Here is a 15,837-nt window from a genome sequence, read left to right as displayed (position 1 = left end):
CCCCCCGTGGCTGCCCGGCATCGCCCTTGCTGGACAATGAATCCGTGATCATTGGTCCCGTGAGCGAAGAGAAGCCGATCTGTTCCGCCAAGGGCTGCCGGGCGGACGCCGTCTGGGTGCTGGCCTGGAACAACCCCAAGCTGCACACGCCGGAGCGGCGCAAGACCTGGCTGGCGTGCGAGGAGCACCGCGAGCACCTGTCCCAGTTCCTGGGCGTACGGGGTTTCCTGAAGGACGTCGTCCCGTTCGCCGAGTGGGACGGGGAGTCCCCCGCCGGGGAGTCAGCCGCCGATCGCTGACATCGGGCGGTCGGGCTGGAGGAAGCTCGGGTCGTCGAGGCCCGAGCCGGCCTTCTTGCCCCACATCGCCTTGCGCCAGATCTCGCCGACCGCCTCGTCCGGCGCGTCCGAGCGGAGCGCGGCCCGCAGGTCGGTCTCCTCGGTGGCGAACAGGCAGGTCCGCACCTGCCCGTCGGCGGTGAGCCGGGTGCGGTCGCAGGCCCGGCAGAACGGGCGGGTGACGGAGGCGATGACGCCGACCGTGTGCGGTCCGCCGTCGACGGTCCAGCGCTCGGCGGGGGCCGAGCCGCGCTCGTCCGCGCCCTCGGCGGTGAGCTCGAAGCGGGTGCGCAGCGAGGCGAGGATGTCCCCGGCGGTGATCATGCCGTCGCGCTTCCAGCCGTGCTGGGCGTCGAGCGGCATCTGCTCGATGAAGCGGAGCTCGTAGCCCTCGGCGATCGCCCAGGCCAGCAGGTCGGGGGCCTCGTCGTCGTTGAGTCCGGGCATCAGGACCGCGTTCACCTTGACCGGGGTGAGGCCGGCGTCGCGGGCGGCGGCCATGCCGTCGAGGACGTCGTGGTGCCGGTCGCGGCGGGTGAGGGTCTTGAAGACCTCGGGGCGCAGGGTGTCGAGCGAGACGTTGACCCGGTCGAGGCCGGCGGCCTTGAGGGCGGCGGCGGTGCGCTTGAGGCCGATGCCGTTGGTGGTGAGCGACATCCGGGGGCGGGGCTCCAGGGCGGCGCAGCGCTCCACGATGCCGACGAGGCCGGGGCGGAGCAGCGGCTCGCCGCCGGTGAAGCGGACCTCGGTGACGCCGAGGTCGGTGACGGCGATCCGGATCAGCCGGACGATCTCGTCGTCGGTGAGCAGGTCCGGCTTGGCCAGCCACTGCAGGCCCTCTTCGGGCATGCAGTACGTGCAGCGCAGGTTGCACCGGTCGGTCAGGGAGACGCGCAGGTCGGTGGCGACCCGCCCGTAGGTGTCGATGAGCACTGGGCCCCCCTCCCCTTCTTCCGCCGGATGGTCCGGTTCTTCTTCGTTCGAGCCTACGTGACGGCTCGGACACCGGGCACGGCCCGATTGTCACGAGGACGGGACCGGCCGCGTCGTAGAACTCTACGACGCGGCCGGCGGAGTGTGGCGGAGCGTATCCGGATCAGTGCGCTCCGACGCCGGTGAGGGACTTGACCTCCAGTTCCGCGTACTTGCCCTTGTCCGCCTTCTCCTTGGAGAGGACGGAACCGAGCCAGCCGAGCAGGAAGCCGAGCGGGATGGAGACGAGGCCGGGGTTCTCCAGCGGGAACCAGTAGAAGTCGGCGTTCTTGAACATGGAGGTGGGCTTGCCGGAGACGACCGGGGAGAACAGCACCAGGACGACGGCGGAGACCAGGCCGCCGTAGATCGACCAGAGCGCACCGGTGGTGGTGAAGCGCTTCCAGAAGAGGCTGTAGAGGATCGTCGGCAGGTTGGCGGAGGCCGCGACGGCGAAGGCGAGGGCGACCAGGCCGGCGACGTTGAGGTCGCGGGCGAGGGCGCCGAGGGCGATCGAGACGACGCCGATGAGGACGGTGGCCCAGCGGGCGGCCCGCATCTCCTCCTTCTCGGTGGCCTGGCCGCGGCGGATGACGTTGGCGTAGATGTCGTGCGCGAAGGAGGAGGACGAGGCCAGGGTGAGGCCGGCGACGACGGCGAGGATGGTGGCGAAGGCGACGGCGGAGATGACGGCGAGCAGGATCGCGCCGCCGGTCGAGCCGGCGCCGCCGCCGATCTCCAGGGCGGCGAGCGGTGCGGCGGTGTTGCCGGCCTTGTTGGAGGCGATGATGTCGCTGTTCTTGAGCAGGGCGGCGGCACCGAAGCCGAGCACGATCGTCATCAGGTAGAAGGCGCCGATGATGCCGATGGCCCAGTTGACGGACTTCCGGGCGGCCTTGGCGGTGGGCACCGTGTAGAAGCGGATGAGGATGTGCGGCAGGCCGGCGGTGCCGAGGACCAGGGCGATGCCGAGCGAGAGGAAGTCCAGCTTGGAGACGGCGGTGGCGCCGTACTTGAGGCCGGGCTCCAGGAAGGCGTCGCCCTTGCCGCTGTTGGTGGCGGCGGCGCCGAGCAGCTCGGAGATGTTGAAGTGGAACTTCAGCAGGATGAGGAAGGTGATCAGGAGCGTGCCCGCGATGAGGAGCACGGCCTTGACCATCTGCACCCAGGTGGTGCCCTTCATGCCGCCGATGGTCACGTACACGATCATCAGGACGCCGACCAGGGCGACGATGCCGATCTTGCCGCCGTCGCTGGTGATGCCGAGGAGCAGCGAGACGAGGACGCCGGCGCCGGCCATCTGGGCGAGCAGGTAGAAGATCGAGACGACGATGGTGGAGGTGCCGGCGGCGGTGCGGACCGGGCGCTGGCGCATCCGGTAGGCGAGGACGTCGCCCATGGTGAAGCGACCGGAGTTGCGCAGCGGTTCGGCGACCAGGAGCAGGGCGACCAGCCAGGCGACGAGGAAGCCGATGGAGTAGAGGAAGCCGTCGTAGCCGAAGAGGGCGATGGCGCCGGCGATGCCGAGGAAGGACGCGGCGGACATGTAGTCGCCGGAGATCGCGAGGCCGTTCTGGAAGCCGGTGAACTGGCCGCCGCCCGCGTAGAAGTCGGCGGCGCTGTGGGTCTGCCGGCCGGCCCAGACGGTGATGACCAGGGTGGCCACGACGAAGGCGGCGAACAGCCCGATGATCAGCGGGCGGTGCTCGCTCGCGCCGCCGCCGGCGGCGAGCAGGGCGGTGGTGTCGGCGGCCAGGGGGGCGGGGGTTCTCATGCGTCGGCCTCCATACGGGCCTTGATGGCCTCGGCCTTGGGGTCGAGGCGGCCGGCCGCGTGGCGGGAGTAGAGCCAGGCGATGAGGAAGGTGGTGGCGAACTGGCCGAGGCCGAGGACGAGGGCCACGTTGATGTTGCCGAAGAGCTTGGTGCCCATGAAGCCGCCCGCGTAGTTGGAGAGCAGCACGTACAGCAGGTACCAGGCGATGAAGGCGATCGTCAGCGGGAAGGCGAACGAGCGGTAGGTGCGGCGCAGTTCGCCGAACTCCTCACCCGCCTGGACCTCGATGAACTGCTCCGTGGTGGGCTGCGCGGGACCGGTGGTCTCGGTGCTGTTTCTCGGCGGCGGCGGTGCTTCGGTGGCCACGGACTCTCCTCGGGACGCGGGGGCGGACGGCTTGGACAAGGGGGCCTCACCAGAGTGCGGAGCGGGGGCTTCCGGGACGGAGCCCCTCCCCTGCTCAACGGCACGGAGGGCGTCGCGAAGCGGTTCACGGCGTGGATTTCTTTTGCCTGATCTTCATGAAGTCTTCTCAACTCATTGAATCGCGGGGAAGATCGGCGATAGCTTCACTCGTCATGCACCTGTTCGCACGCAATCGGCGCGCGGACAGTACAGACGGATGATGTGGAGAACCCATGGCTCATCTGGGATCGAGGCGCGGCCGAGTACTCGCTCTGCCGGTTGGTCTCGCGCTCACGGCCTCGCTCGGCTTCCTGCCCTCCGGCGCCGCCTCCGCCGCGGAGCTGAGCGACGTCAAGGCCGCCGTTTCCACCGACGGCCCGCAGCTGTCGTACGTCGTCAACGTCGAGGGGGGCCGCTGGACGGCCGCTTCGGTGAAGAAGGCGATCGCCGCCGCCGGTGGCGAGGTGGTCGTCGCGTACGACCAGATAGGCGTCATCGTCGTCCACTCGAAGAACCCGGACTTCGGCCCGACGATCCGCAAGGCGCGCGGCGTGGTCTCGGCCGGCGCCACCCGCACGGCCCCGCTGAGGGCCGCGCAGGACGACGCCGTCGACGAGGGCGCCCAGGCCCTCACCCCGGCCGAGGTCAAGGCCGCCGCGGCCGCCGCCACGGACGAGCAGGACCCGCTGGAGCCGCTGCAGTGGGACCTGCCGGCCATCAAGGCGGACAAGGCGCACCAGAAGACGCTCGGCAGCAAGCGCGTCACCGTCGGCATCATCGACACCGGTGTGGACGACACCCACCCGGACCTGGCGCCGAACTTCAACGCCAAGGCGTCCGCCAACTGCGTGAGCGGCAAGCCCGACACGACCCCCGGTTCGTGGCGTCCCAACGCGGGCGAGTCGGACCACGGCACGCACGTCGCGGGCACGATCGGCGCCGCCAAGAACGGAGTCGGCGTCACCGGTGTCGCGCCGGGCGTCAAGCTGGCCGGCATCAAGGTGTCGACCCCCGACGGCTTCTTCTACACCGAGGCCGTGGTCTGCGGCTTCGTGTGGGCGGCCGAGAACGGCGTCGACATCACGAACAACAGCTACTACACCGACCCGTGGATGTTCGCCTGCAAGAACGACGAGGACCAGAAGGCCCTCATCGAGGCGGTCACCCGCGCGACCCGCTACGCGGAGCGCAAGGGCACGGTCAACGTGGCGGCGGCCGGCAACTCGAAGTTCGACCTCGCGGCCGACTCGATCGTCGACAACAGCAGCCCGAACGACACCACCCCCGGCGACCGGGTGATCAACCCGAAGGAGTGCTTCGACTACCCGGCCCAGCTGCCGGGCGTCGTGACGGTCTCCGCGACCGGCGCGAAGGGCCTGAAGGCCTCGTACTCCAACTACGGTCTCGGCGTCATCGACGTGGCGGCGCCCGGCGGCGACCGCACCGAGTACCAGACCCCGGACGCCCCGGCGGTCAACGGCCGCATCCTGTCGACCACGGTCAACGGCGGCTACAACTACAAGGCCGGCACCTCGATGGCCTCGCCGCACGTGGCGGGCGTCCTGGCGCTGCTGAAGTCGACCCACCCGTACGCCTCCCCGGCGGCCCTGAAGGCGCTGCTGTACGCGCAGGCCGACGAGCACGCGTGCACCAACCCCTACGACATCGAGGGCGACGGCACGATCGACGCGGTGTGCGAGGGCGGCAAGTACAAGAACGGCTTCTACGGCGCGGGCATCGTCGACGCGCTGGCGGCGGTCCGCCGCTAGCCGGATGTGACGCTTCGTGACGAGGCCCTGGTGCGGCGCCCCCGCACCAGGGCCTCTTCGCTGTCCGCGCCCCGGCGTCCGGGGGCGCCGGTGCCATCATGCGGGCATGGACACGACGATGGGCGCGGGCACGGAGCGGTTGTGGGCGGAGCTCGGCGGCGATCCCGCCCTGCTCGGCCGGGTGGTGTACGGCGGGCCCCCGGGGCTGCTGCCGGCCCGGCTGCCGGTGAGGGACCTGGCCCGCGCGACCGTCGCGGTCTGCGCGCTGGCCGCCGCCGAGCACGCCGGGGCCGCCGGGCCGGTCCGGGTGGACGACGGGGCGGTCGCCACCGCCTTCGTGAGCGAACGGCACCTGCGGGTGGACGGCCGGGCGCCGGTCTCCTTCGCGCCGCTGTCGCGCTTCTGGCGGGCCGCCGACGGCTGGGTGCGCACCCACGCCAACTACCCGCACCACAAGGCCGCGTTGCTCCGCGCGCTCGGCGCGGCCGACTCGGTGGAGGCGGTGGCGGCGGCGATCGGCGGGCGGCCGGCGCGGGAGGTCGAGTCGCTGGTGTACGGGGCCGGGGGCCTGGCCGTCGCGCTGCGCACGCCCGAGGAGTGGGCGGCGAGCGAGCAGGGGCGGGCGGTGGCGAGCCGGCCGCCGCTGACCCGGGAGCGGCTGGACGGGGCGGCGCCCCGGGCGCGCGCGGGGCGCCCGCCCCGGGTGCTGGACCTGACCCGGGTGATCGCGGGTCCGGTCGCCACCCGGACGCTCGCGCTGCTCGGCGCGGACGTGCTGCGGATCGACCCGCCGCGCAACCCGGAGCTGCCGGACCAGCACGCCGACACGGACGTCGGGAAGCGGACGGCGGCGCTGGACCTGGACCGGCCCTCGGACCGGCGCACCTTCGACGCACTGCTGGACGCGGCGGACGTGCTGGTGACCGGCTACCGGCCGGGCGCCCTGGAGCGCTTCGGCCTGGACCGGCCCGGCCTGGTGACGGCCCGCCTGTCGGCGTGGGGCGACTACGGGCCGTGGGCCGGGCGGCGCGGCTTCGACAGCCTGGTGCAGGTGGCGACGGGCATCGCGGCCGTGGAGGGTTCGGTGGCGGAGCCGGGGGCGCTGCCGGCGCAGGCGCTGGACCACGGCACGGGCTATCTGCTGGCGGCGGCGGTGCTGCGCTCGCTGACGGAGCAGCGGCGGGAGGGCGGCACCCGGCTGGTCCGGCTGGCGCTGGCGCAGACGGGCCACTGGCTGACCGGGACACTGCCGCGCCTCGCGCCCGAGGGCGGGGCGAAGGGGGCGGGCGCGACGGGCGCGCTGGACACGCCCGGCACGCCCGGCACCGCTTACGACCCCGGCCGGTACCTGACGGAGTCGGACGGCCCGCTCGGGCGGCTGCGGTACGCGCGGTCGCCGGTGGCGTCCGCGTACGAGGGCGGCCCGACGGGCTGGTCCGCCCCGCCGGGGGTGGCGGGCGCGGACGCGCCCGCCTGGGTCACGGCTTGACGAGGACCTTGAGCGCGGTGCGCTCGTCCATGGCGCGGTAGCCGTCGGGGACGCCGTCCAGGCCGACGGTCAGGTCGAAGACCGGGGAGGGGTCGACGGTGCCGTCGAGGACGTCGGGGAGCAGCTCGGGGATGTAGGCGCGGACGGGGGCGACGCCGCCGCGCAGGGCGATGTTGCGGTCGAACATGTCGGAGAGGTCGAGCCCGGTGGCGCTGCCGTGCGGGACGCCGACGTAGCCGACGGAGCCGCCGTCGCGGGTGATGGCGACGGCGGTGCGCATGGACTGCTCGGTGCCGACGGCCTCGATGACGGCGTGGGCGCCCTGGCCGCCGGTGAGCTCGCGGACGGCGGCCACGGCGGCGTCGCCGCGCTCGGCGACGACGTCGGTGGCGCCGAAGACGCGGGCGATGTCGGTGCGGGCGGTGTGGCGGCCGAGGGCGATGATCCGCTCGGCGCCCAGGCGGCGGGCGGCGAGGACGCCGCAGAGGCCGACGGCTCCGTCGCCGACGACGGCGACGGTGGAGCCCTTGGCGACGCCCGCGCCGAGGGCGGCGTGGTGGCCGGTGCCCAGGACGTCGGAGAGCGCGAGGAGGGCGGTGAGCAGGTGGTCGTCGGAGGCGGCGTCGGCGGGCAGCGCGACGAGGGTGCCGTCGGCGAAGGGCACGCGGACGGCCTCGCCCTGGCCGCCGTCGGAGCCGACGGTGCCCCAGAAGCCGCCGTTGGGGCAGGAGGTCTGGAGGCCCTCGGCGCAGTAGGCGCAGCTGCCGTCGGACCAGACGAAGGGGGCGACGACGAGGTCGCCCTTGCGGAAGCCGCGGACCTCGGCGCCGGCCTCCTCGACGATGCCGAGGAACTCGTGGCCGATGCGCTGGCCGGGCTGCCGGGCGGACTCGCCTCGGTAAGCCCACAGGTCGCTGCCGCAGATGCAGGCGCGGACCACGCGGACGACGACGTCCGTGGCGTCCTGGATCACGGGGTCGGGCACGTCCCGCACGCGCATGTCGAAGGGGGCGTGGATGGTGGTGGCGCGCATGACGGACGTTCCCTGCTGTGCTCGGAGCGGTGCCGCTCAGACTGTTGTACGACGTTCACCGTACATTGATCACGGCGGCTTTCGTACGACGGTCACCGTACGTCGCCCTGAGCGCCCCCTCGGTGAGCAGGCACTGGGCGGCGACGTAGGTGAGCATGACCCAGAAGTCGGCGGCGGGCGGCTGGGGCAGCCCGGCGACGCCGGTGGCGATGAGGGTGTCCGAGAGCAGGAAGAGCGCGCCCCCGGCCCCGGCGAGCGGGCCGAGCGAGCCGGCCCGCCAGGCCATGGCGGTGAGCAGCAGGGAGTACCCGGCGACGGGGATCCGCAGCCCGCCGGGGAGCCCGGACCAGAGCGCGGCGACGGTCGCGATCAGCACGAGGAGGTAGCCGGCGCCGAGCGGGAGCGGGGCGGGCCGGCGCCCGAAGAGCACGAGGTAGCAGACGTGCCCGGCGGCGAAGGCGGCCATGCCGAGGAGGAAGGCGGTGCCGTCGCCGAGGAGCAGCAGCACGTCGCCGGCCCACCCGAGGAGCAGCGCGCCGAGCAGCGCCCGGGGCGCGCCGCGCCCGGCCGCGTATCCGGCGAGCAGGGGCATGAGCAGCACCTTGGCGGCACGGTGCCCGTTCTCCGCCCCGAGCAGCAGGGAGCCGAGGTCGACGGCGACGGCGAGGAGCAGGGCGCCCAGGAGGAGGCGCAGCAGGAGGGCGCGGCTCACGCGGCACCGCCCCGGTCCGGGCGCGGCTGCCAGCCGGGCCCGCGGAACAGCCGCCCGGCCCGCTCCCGCCAGTCCCGGGCGGCGCGCAGGTCGCGGGCGATGGCGGCGTACTCGTGGGTGGCGACGCGCAGCGGGTTGTACGTGTCGATGTTCTTGGTGAGCCCGTAGACCGGCCGCTCGGTCTCCGCCGCGAAGGAGCCGAACACCCGGTCCCAGACGATGAGGACGCCGCCGAAGTTGCGGTCCAGGTAGCCGCCCTGGGAGGCGTGGTGGACCCGGTGGTGGGAGGGGGTGTTGAGGACGTGCTCGAAGGGGCGCGGCAGCCGTCCGATGCGCTCGGTGTGGATCCAGAACTGGTAGACGAGGCTCACCGAGGAGCAGAAGGCGACGGCCGCCGGGTGCACGCCGAGCACGATCATCGGCAGGTAGAACGGCCAGGAGGTCACCCCGGTCCAGGGCTGCCGCAGGGCGGTGCTGAGGTTGAACCGGCGGCTGCTGTGGTGCACCACGTGGCTGGCCCACAGGATCCGCACGACGTGGTGGCCGCGGTGCTGCCAGTAGTAGCAGAAGTCCTGCGCGAGCAGCATGAGCGGGAGCGTCCACCACACGACGGGCACACGCAGCGGGGTGAGCTCGTACACGGCGGCGTAGACGGCGACGACCGGTACCTTCCACAGCGCGTCGAACCCGAGGCTCCCGAGCCCCATCCCGACGCTGGTGGCCGCGTCCTTCCCCTCGTACCCGACGGCGTCCCGGTCGGGGCGCAGCCGGTGAACGGCCATCTCCACCACGGTGAGCAGGACGAACGCCGGTATGGACCAGAGGACGGCATCGGGGAGCTGCGGCATGGCGACGACGGTAGGGGCGGGGGGCGGGCGGGGCTAGACGTCGTTACTTACAAGTATGCGAGACGAGTTGTCAGCAAGCTTTGGCACCTTTCGACAAGCCCCCGCGCCGTAGGATCGCGGGGAGCGGCGAGCAAGGGGAGGAACTCCGTTGCAGGGTCTGGACGTTGCGCTGCTGCGCCTCGCGGGGACGGTGCTGGGGGCACTCGCCCGGTCCGCCGTGGCCCCGGGAAAGGGAGCGGGCCTCGTCCCCTCCCCGGTACGCCCGCTCCCCCGCCCGGCGAAACCCGACCGCCTGGCGAAGGTGCTGAGCGGACGGCTCACGGAGCGGTACGCGACCCTGCCCGAGCACGAACGGCTCGCGGCGGTCGACGGAGTGCGCGACGCCTTCGCCGCGGCGGGCCCGCTCGGCCCGGACCGGCTGTTCGCCGTCGCCCTCGACCCCCTGCGGCTGCGCGAGGAGCTGCGCTCCCCCGACCACGGGCTGTCGGGCCGGACCCTGGAGCTCCACGACGAGCTGCTCACGCTGTGCTGCGCCCACCTCGTGGAGCAGCTCACGGCCGAGCCGTCCTTCGCCACGCGGGCCGCGGTGGAGCAGGTCCGCACGGCCGACCGGACCCGCGACGCGGTCGAGTCCCTCGCCGCCGCCCGGCCGAGCCCCGTGGCCGAGGCCCTCACCTTCGAGGAGAAGTACGCCCGGTACGTGGCCCGGACCCACGGCCGGCTCGAACTGTTCGGCCTCACCCTCGGCCGCTCCGCGCGCGAGTGGCCGCTGGACACCGCGTACATCACCCTCGCGGTGAGCGGCGACCGCGAGACCGTCCACGGGCTCGCGCACTCCGGGCCCGCCACCGTGAGCACGGAGGTGGCGCTCACGACGACGGACCGGCTGCTGCTGCGCGGCCCGGCGGGCTCCGGCAAGAGCACGCTCGTCCAGTGGCTCGCCCTCAACGCCGCCCGGCGCACCTTCGACGGCGACCTCGCCGACTGGAACCGGTGCGTGCCCTTCGTCCTGCGGCTGCGCGCCTTCACCTCCTCGGACGCGCTGCCGGTGCCGGAGGACTTCCTCAAGGCCACGGGCGTTCCGCTGGCGCCTCCGGCGGGCTGGGTGGAAGACCTGCTCGCGGGAGGACGGGCCCTCGTCCTCGTGGACGGCGTGGACGAGGTGCCGGTTCGGCTCCGGCAGCGGACCGAGACCTGGCTCAAGAATCTCGTGACGGCCTTCCCCCAGGCCAGGTACGTGGTGACGACCCGCCCCTCGGCCGTCCCCGAGGCATGGCTCTCCCGGCAGGGCTTCGCCCCGCACACCCTGCTCCCGATGGACCGGAACGGCATCCGCGCCTTCCTCGCCCACTGGCACGACGCGGCACGACGGGAGGACCCCGAGGACGACACGCTCACCACGTACGAGGACTCCCTCCGGCAGGCCGTCGCCACCCGCCGGGACCTGGGCCGGCTCGCGACCAACCCGCTGATGTGCGCCCTGCTGTGCGCGCTCAACCGGGACCGGCGGATGCAGCTGCCCCGCGCCCGGAAGGAGCTGTACGACTCGGCGCTCGACATGCTGCTCGTACGGCGGGACACGGAGCGGGAGATCTGCGCGGTCGAGGGGGTCGACCTGACCCGGGAGGAGCAGACGGCGCTGCTCCAGCGGCTGGCGTACTGGCTCATCCGCAACGGGCAGGTCGAGGCCGACCGGGACGAGGCGGAGGAGATGGTCGCGGAGTGGCTGGCGGCGATGCCGCAGGTCCGGGGGACGAGCGAACAGGTCTTCGCCCATCTGCTGATCCGCAGCGGGCTGCTGCGCGAACCGGCACCCGGCTCGGTGGGCTTCGTGCACCGCACCTTCCAGGACTACCTCGGGGCCAAGGCGGCGGTGGAGGCGCGCGACTTCGGCGTCCTCGTCAGGAACGCCCACGACGACACCTGGGACGACGTGGTCCAGATGGCCATCGGCCACGCCCGCCTGGAGGAACGGGCCCGTCTGCTCAAGCAGTTGCTGCGCCGCGCGGAACGGGCCCCCCGGCTCCGCCACCGGCTGGTCCTGCTGGCGGCGGCGTGCCTGGAACACGCGCCGGAGCTGGAACCGGGCGTACGGGCGGAGGTGGAGCGCCGGGCCCGCGAGCTGATCCCGCCGCGCTCGGTCCTGGACGCCGAGGAACTGGCGAAGGCCGGCGAACTCGTCCTGGAACTGCTGCCGGGGCCGGAGGGCCTGGACGCCGACGCGGCGGCGGCGGTGGTGCGCACGGCGGCGCTGGTGACGGGGGACGCGGCGTTCGAGGTGGTGGCGCGGTTCCGGGGGGACGAGCGGACTCAGGTACTGCACCAGGTGAGCGACGCCTGGGGCGCGTTCGACACGGAGCGGTACGCCAGCGAGGTGCTGTCGGCGAACACCTGGGAGGGGCCCTACCTCGACGTGCAGTCCCGGGACCAGTTGGCGGCCCTCCGTCTCCTGCCGAAGAGCCGGAGCGTCCGTCTCGCCGGCCTGGACGTCGACCTGACGGCCTTGCACGTGCTCGACAACCCGCAGAAGGTCTTCGTCTACGAGAATCCGTCGCTGACGGACCTGTCCCCGCTGCTGCGCTTCCCGGAGCTGACAGGTGTCGGCCTCAGCCGCTGCCCCCTGTTGCACGACCTCTCGCCGCTCGCGCGCCCCGGCCTGACGTGGCTGTCCGTCAACGAGCTCCAGCCGGCGCTGTCGGTCGCGCCGCTCCGCGACATGCCGGACCTCTCCTCCTTCCACCTGGGGGTTCCCCTGCTGGTCGAGCGGCTGGACGAGTTGCCCATCCAGCCGAGTCTGGAACGTCTCTCCCTCGGCGCGCAGGCCCGCTACATCGACCTCGGCGGCATCGAGCGGTGGCCGCTGCTGTCCGACCTCAGCGTCCAAGGGCGCTCACAGACCGATCAGCTGCTCGCCCTGCGTACTCCTCCGAGGCTCACGAGCCTGCAGTTCTCGGAGATCGCCCTGCCCGACCTCACCGCGCTCGCCCGCCTGGAGGACCTGCGAAGGCTGTACCTGTTCCGCTGCGTGATCTCCGACCTCACCCCGCTGCGCGAGCTCCCCTCGCTCGGCCACCTCAACCTGTGGCGGTCCACCGGGCCCGGCGCCGGACCGCTCGATCTCACCCCGCTCGCCGGTCGGCAAGGGCTCCACATCAAGGTGGCGCTCGATGCCCGGCTCCTCGGCGAGGAGCTCTTCGAGCCGGGCCGGATCGAGCGCACCCTCTAGCTCGCGTCGTCACACTCCCGCCGCCCCCAGCAGCGACCCCGCCCCGTAGGTCACCGCCATCGCCAGGGCTCCGCCGCCCACGTTGCGCAGGATCGCGCGGCCCGGCGGGGCGGCGCCGAGGCGGGCGCTCCACCAGCCGGTGAGGGTGAGGGCGGCCAGGACGGAGAGGACGGTGATCCACAGGCGGGTCGACTCCGGGGGCAGGACGATCGCGAGGAGGGGGAGAAGGGCGCCGACCGTGAAGGCGAGGAAGCTGGCGCCCGCCGCGTGCCAGGGGTTGGTGAGGGCGTCGGGGTCGATGCCCAGTTCGACGCGGGCGTGGGCCTTCAGGGCGTCGCGGGCGGTGAGCTGTTCGGCGGCCTCGCGGGCGACGGACGGGGAGAGGCCGTGGCCCGTCAGGAGGCCGGTGAGCTCCGCGAGTTCGGCCTCCGGCCGCTCCTGGAGTTCGCGGCGTTCCTGGGCGAGGGCGGCCACTTCGGAGTCGCGCTGGGTGGAGACCGAGACGTACTCCCCCGCCGCCATCGACATCGAACCGGCGAGGAGGCCGGAGAGGCCCGCCGTGAGGAGGGCCGCCTGCGACCCGGTCGCGCCCGCCACGCCGACGACGAGGCCCGCGGTGGAGACGACTCCGTCGTTGGCTCCGAGCACGGCGGCCCGGAGCCAGTTGAGACGGGAGCCGAGGGCACCGCCGTGGGCCTCGTCGTGTGCGGGGGTTTCGGTCACCTCAGGAGGGTCGCACCCGGTGGCTCACCAGACGCGGACCGACCCGCCCAGCGCGAACGCGGGGCTGGTGGCGCCCGCCGGGACCTCCTTCAGGGGCTCGGCGATCTCCTCGACGGTCGGACCGTGGACGGCTGCCAGCGCGTCGAGCAGGCGCAGGTCGAAGCCGTAGACGCGGGCCGCGTTGCCGCCGACCATGGCCGCGACCTCCTCCCTCGGCAGTCCCGCGTACGCGATGCGCAGCCCTTCGCGGGAGTACGGGGTGGTGCCCTCGTCGTGCGGGTAGTCGCTGCCCCACATGATCTTGTCGAGGCCGATCCGTTCGCGCAGCGGCACCTCGTGCGGGCGCATGAAGCTGGCGCCGACGAAGCAGTTGTCCCGCCAGACCGCGCTCGGGCCCTTGCCCATGGACTCCGCGAGGCCCGCACCGAACTTCGATTCGGCCGTGGACGCCTTCGTCGAGGCCGCGACCAGGCGGTCGTGGTAGTAGTCCAGCATCCGCAGCACACCGGGGATCCAGCCCGAGCCCTGCTCGGTGAGGACCAGCTTCAGGTCCGGGTGGCGGCGGAAGGCGCCGCCGAAGATCAGGTGCCACAGGGCCCGGTGCGAGAACCACGTGGTCTCCACCATGAAGACGGCGCGGGCGGCCGGTTCGTCGCCCAGCGGCGGGGAGGCGGAGCCGCCGTGGTGGTTGACCGGCACGTCCAGCTCCGCGCAGACCGCCCAGATCGGGTCGTACGCCGCCGCGTACAGCTCGGGCACGGGCGAGCCGGGCGGGACGCCGGGCAGCAGGATGCCGCCGGTCAGGCCCGCCTCGCGGGTGCGGCGGATCTCGGCGACCGCCGCGTCCACGTCGTTGAGCAGGATCTGCGCCACGCCCGCCCGCCGCCCCGGCGCGTCCGCGCAGAAGTCGGCGAGCCAGCGGTTGTGCGCCTGGAGCCCGGCCCAGCGCCGCTCGTACTCGTCGCGGGTGGGCGGCTGCGCCATCAGCGACGCCTTCGGGAAGAAGGGCGGGATGGTGTTGGGGAAGACGACCTCGGCGACGATGCCGTCCGCCTCCAGCTCGCGCAGCCGGCGCTGCGAGTTCCAGTTGCGGTCGGCGGTGTCGGCGAGCAGGTCCTCGTACGGGTTGACGTAGGTCGCCGCCCATGCGTCGAAGTCCTCGTGATGCTTCTTCTCCAGGTACGGCTTGTAGTCGAGGAGGTCGCCGCCGGCGTGGCAGTCGGCGGAGATCACCGTGTAGCGGTCGGTCACGGCGCGCCCCCCGTCGTCCCCAGGACCGGGAAGTCGTGCTCGGTCAGCCAGTGCCGGCCGACCTCGCGCGAGCGGGCCCAGGACGCCTCCACGGCCGCCTGGTCGGCGGACTGGCCGAGGTCGGCGGGGGTGGGGCCGATACGCCGGGCGATCGGCGCCAGTTTCGCCACGTCGAAGCCGAAGACCTCCGCCGCCGCCAGGCCCAGCATCCGGCGGGTCTCCCCGACCGGGATGTCGTGGAAGGTGTTCCGCAGCCAGGTGCGGGTGTTCGGCCAGGTGCCCTCCGGGTGCGGGAAGTCGGAGCCCCAGAGGATGTTGTCGACGCCGATCTCGTACCGCTGGGCGAGTTCGCGCCGCTTGGTGTTGGTGGCGCAGACGAACATCTGGCGGTCCAGGTACTCGCTCGGCGGACGCTTCATCTCCGCGAACGGCGAGAGCTTCTTGCCGCCGTGCGCGCCGAGGTAGAGGCGGTCCATGAACCACAGCAGGTTCGGCAGCCACCAGCAGCCGGACTCGGCGACGCCGAAGCGCAGCCCCGGGTGCCGCTCGAACGCCCCGGACCAGAGCAGGAACCACAGCGGGCGGGCCGGCCAGAACGTCACCTCGGAGACGTAGATGCCGAGGTGGTCGCCGTACTCCTCGCGCGGCGCCGCGCCCGAGTGGGTCACCACCGGCATCCCGGTCTCCGCCGCGGCGGCCCACACCGGGTCGTAACGCCGGTCGTGGTAGGGCGCCTTGTCCACCCACATGGAGGGGATCATCAGCGCGCCGAGCCCGGACTCCTTGGCCCGGTGGATCTCGGCGACGACCTCGGCCGGGTCGGCGGTGACGGGCAGCAGGGCGACCCCGCAGTGGCGTTCCGGGTTGCGGGAGACGAAGTCGGCGAGCCAGCGGTTGTGCGCCTTGGCGCCCGCCATGCCGAGCTCGGGGTCCTGGTCGCCGGAGAGCCCGAGGCCGACCCCGAAGGGCGCGGCGGTCTGGCTGTCGACGGCGTCCGCGTCGGGGAAGACGACCTCGGCGGCCACCCCGTCGCCGTCGAGCTCCTTGAGCCGCTGGGCGGTGTCCCAGCCGCCCCGCAGCCCCTCCTCGTTCTCGCGGAACCACTTGTCGGCGAAGGCCTCGTTGCGCACCCCGAGCCGGGTCATGGCCTCGCGGCGGGCCTCGCGCCCGGCCAGGAACTCGTCGAAGGCGCGGTGGAAGCGGGATTCGAGATAGGGCCGGTACTCCTCGGTGGGGAGCCCGGCGTGGCAGTCGGACGAGATGATCAGATACGGGTCCTCATGACTCATGGCCAG

The 15,837-nt window shown here is 73.0% G+C and carries 13 protein-coding genes; 4 read left to right on the top strand and 9 right to left on the bottom strand.

The genetic code is table 11. The features are described from left to right. Positions 1-59 precede the first annotated feature (59 nt). Positions 60-299, top strand: a complete 240-nt coding sequence (locus ACZ6J5_RS14705; protein ID WP_469391291.1) for a hypothetical protein — start codon at positions 60-62, stop codon at positions 297-299. Here the strand turns inward: ACZ6J5_RS14705 and moaA are convergent. The 3 genes from moaA to ACZ6J5_RS14690 form a co-directional block, all read right to left on the bottom strand. Then, positions 282-1,271, bottom strand: a complete 990-nt coding sequence (gene moaA / locus ACZ6J5_RS14700) for a GTP 3',8-cyclase MoaA (RefSeq protein ID WP_469391289.1) — start codon at positions 1,269-1,271, stop codon at positions 282-284. The two genes, ACZ6J5_RS14705 and moaA, sit on opposite strands and share 18 nt — an antisense overlap. A gap of 163 nt (positions 1,272-1,434) precedes the next feature. Further along, positions 1,435-3,084 carry a solute symporter family protein gene (locus tag ACZ6J5_RS14695; protein WP_469391287.1) on the bottom strand — a complete coding sequence of 550 codons (1,650 nt, stop codon included), beginning with the start codon at positions 3,082-3,084 and terminating at the stop codon, positions 1,435-1,437. Then, the gene (locus ACZ6J5_RS14690) at positions 3,081-3,452 is read right to left on the bottom strand and encodes a DUF485 domain-containing protein (RefSeq protein ID WP_469391285.1); all 372 of its coding nucleotides are present in this window, start codon (positions 3,450-3,452) and stop codon (positions 3,081-3,083) included. The genes ACZ6J5_RS14695 and ACZ6J5_RS14690 overlap by 4 nt, the downstream gene beginning before the upstream one ends. Before the next feature lie 272 nt (positions 3,453-3,724). Here ACZ6J5_RS14690 and ACZ6J5_RS14685 point away from each other — a divergent pair, with 272 nt between their 5' ends. Together ACZ6J5_RS14685 and ACZ6J5_RS14680 are read left to right on the top strand one after the other, a co-directional pair. Next, positions 3,725-5,260 (top strand): S8 family peptidase, encoded by a 1,536-nt coding sequence (locus tag ACZ6J5_RS14685; protein ID WP_469391284.1) that lies wholly within the window; start codon positions 3,725-3,727, stop codon positions 5,258-5,260. Between the two features lie 106 nt (positions 5,261-5,366). Then, a complete protein-coding gene (locus tag ACZ6J5_RS14680) occupies positions 5,367-6,749 on the top strand; it encodes a CoA transferase (protein ID WP_469391282.1) in 1,383 nt (460 codons plus the stop codon). On the opposite strand, the gene ACZ6J5_RS14675 is transcribed toward ACZ6J5_RS14680, so the two are convergent. From ACZ6J5_RS14675 to ACZ6J5_RS14665, 3 genes are read right to left on the bottom strand one after another with little or no spacing between them, the layout of a single operon-like run. Next, entirely contained in the window at positions 6,739-7,782 is a 1,044-nt protein-coding gene (locus tag ACZ6J5_RS14675; protein ID WP_469391280.1) for a zinc-dependent alcohol dehydrogenase family protein, read from the bottom strand. The genes ACZ6J5_RS14680 and ACZ6J5_RS14675 overlap by 11 nt on opposite strands. A gap of 55 nt (positions 7,783-7,837) precedes the next feature. Then, positions 7,838-8,494 carry a lysoplasmalogenase gene (locus ACZ6J5_RS14670; RefSeq protein ID WP_469391278.1) on the bottom strand — a complete coding sequence of 219 codons (657 nt, stop codon included), beginning with the start codon at positions 8,492-8,494 and terminating at the stop codon, positions 7,838-7,840. After that, positions 8,491-9,342 carry a sterol desaturase family protein gene (locus ACZ6J5_RS14665; RefSeq protein WP_469391276.1) on the bottom strand — a complete coding sequence of 284 codons (852 nt, stop codon included), beginning with the start codon at positions 9,340-9,342 and terminating at the stop codon, positions 8,491-8,493. The genes ACZ6J5_RS14670 and ACZ6J5_RS14665 overlap by 4 nt, the downstream gene beginning before the upstream one ends. Positions 9,343-9,490: 148 nt before the next feature. Here ACZ6J5_RS14665 and ACZ6J5_RS14660 point away from each other — a divergent pair, with 148 nt between their 5' ends. Beyond that, positions 9,491-12,568 carry an NACHT domain-containing protein gene (locus tag ACZ6J5_RS14660; RefSeq protein WP_469391274.1) on the top strand — a complete coding sequence of 1,026 codons (3,078 nt, stop codon included), beginning with the start codon at positions 9,491-9,493 and terminating at the stop codon, positions 12,566-12,568. Positions 12,569-12,577: 9 nt separating this feature from the next. On the opposite strand, the gene ACZ6J5_RS14655 is transcribed toward ACZ6J5_RS14660, so the two are convergent. The 3 genes from ACZ6J5_RS14655 to ACZ6J5_RS14645 are packed head-to-tail and all read right to left on the bottom strand — an operon-like array spanning position 12,578 to position 15,831. Beyond that, positions 12,578-13,291 (bottom strand): VIT1/CCC1 transporter family protein, encoded by a 714-nt coding sequence (locus ACZ6J5_RS14655; RefSeq protein WP_469391272.1) that lies wholly within the window; start codon positions 13,289-13,291, stop codon positions 12,578-12,580. 24 nt (positions 13,292-13,315) lie between these two features. Beyond that, positions 13,316-14,542: an amidohydrolase family protein gene (locus ACZ6J5_RS14650; protein ID WP_469391270.1), complete on the bottom strand. Its 1,227-nt coding sequence runs from the start codon at positions 14,540-14,542 to the stop codon at positions 13,316-13,318. Then, positions 14,539-15,831, bottom strand: coding sequence for an amidohydrolase family protein (locus ACZ6J5_RS14645; RefSeq protein ID WP_469391268.1), 1,293 nt, complete (start codon positions 15,829-15,831; stop codon positions 14,539-14,541). Before ACZ6J5_RS14645 ends, ACZ6J5_RS14650 begins: the two co-directional genes overlap by 4 nt. Positions 15,832-15,837: the final 6 nt, after the last annotated feature.

The organism is Streptomyces sp. NPDC042100, from assembly GCF_055582325.1.
Note: the sequence above shows the minus strand (reverse complement) of the source record. Positions and strands in the feature narration are given on the sequence as shown.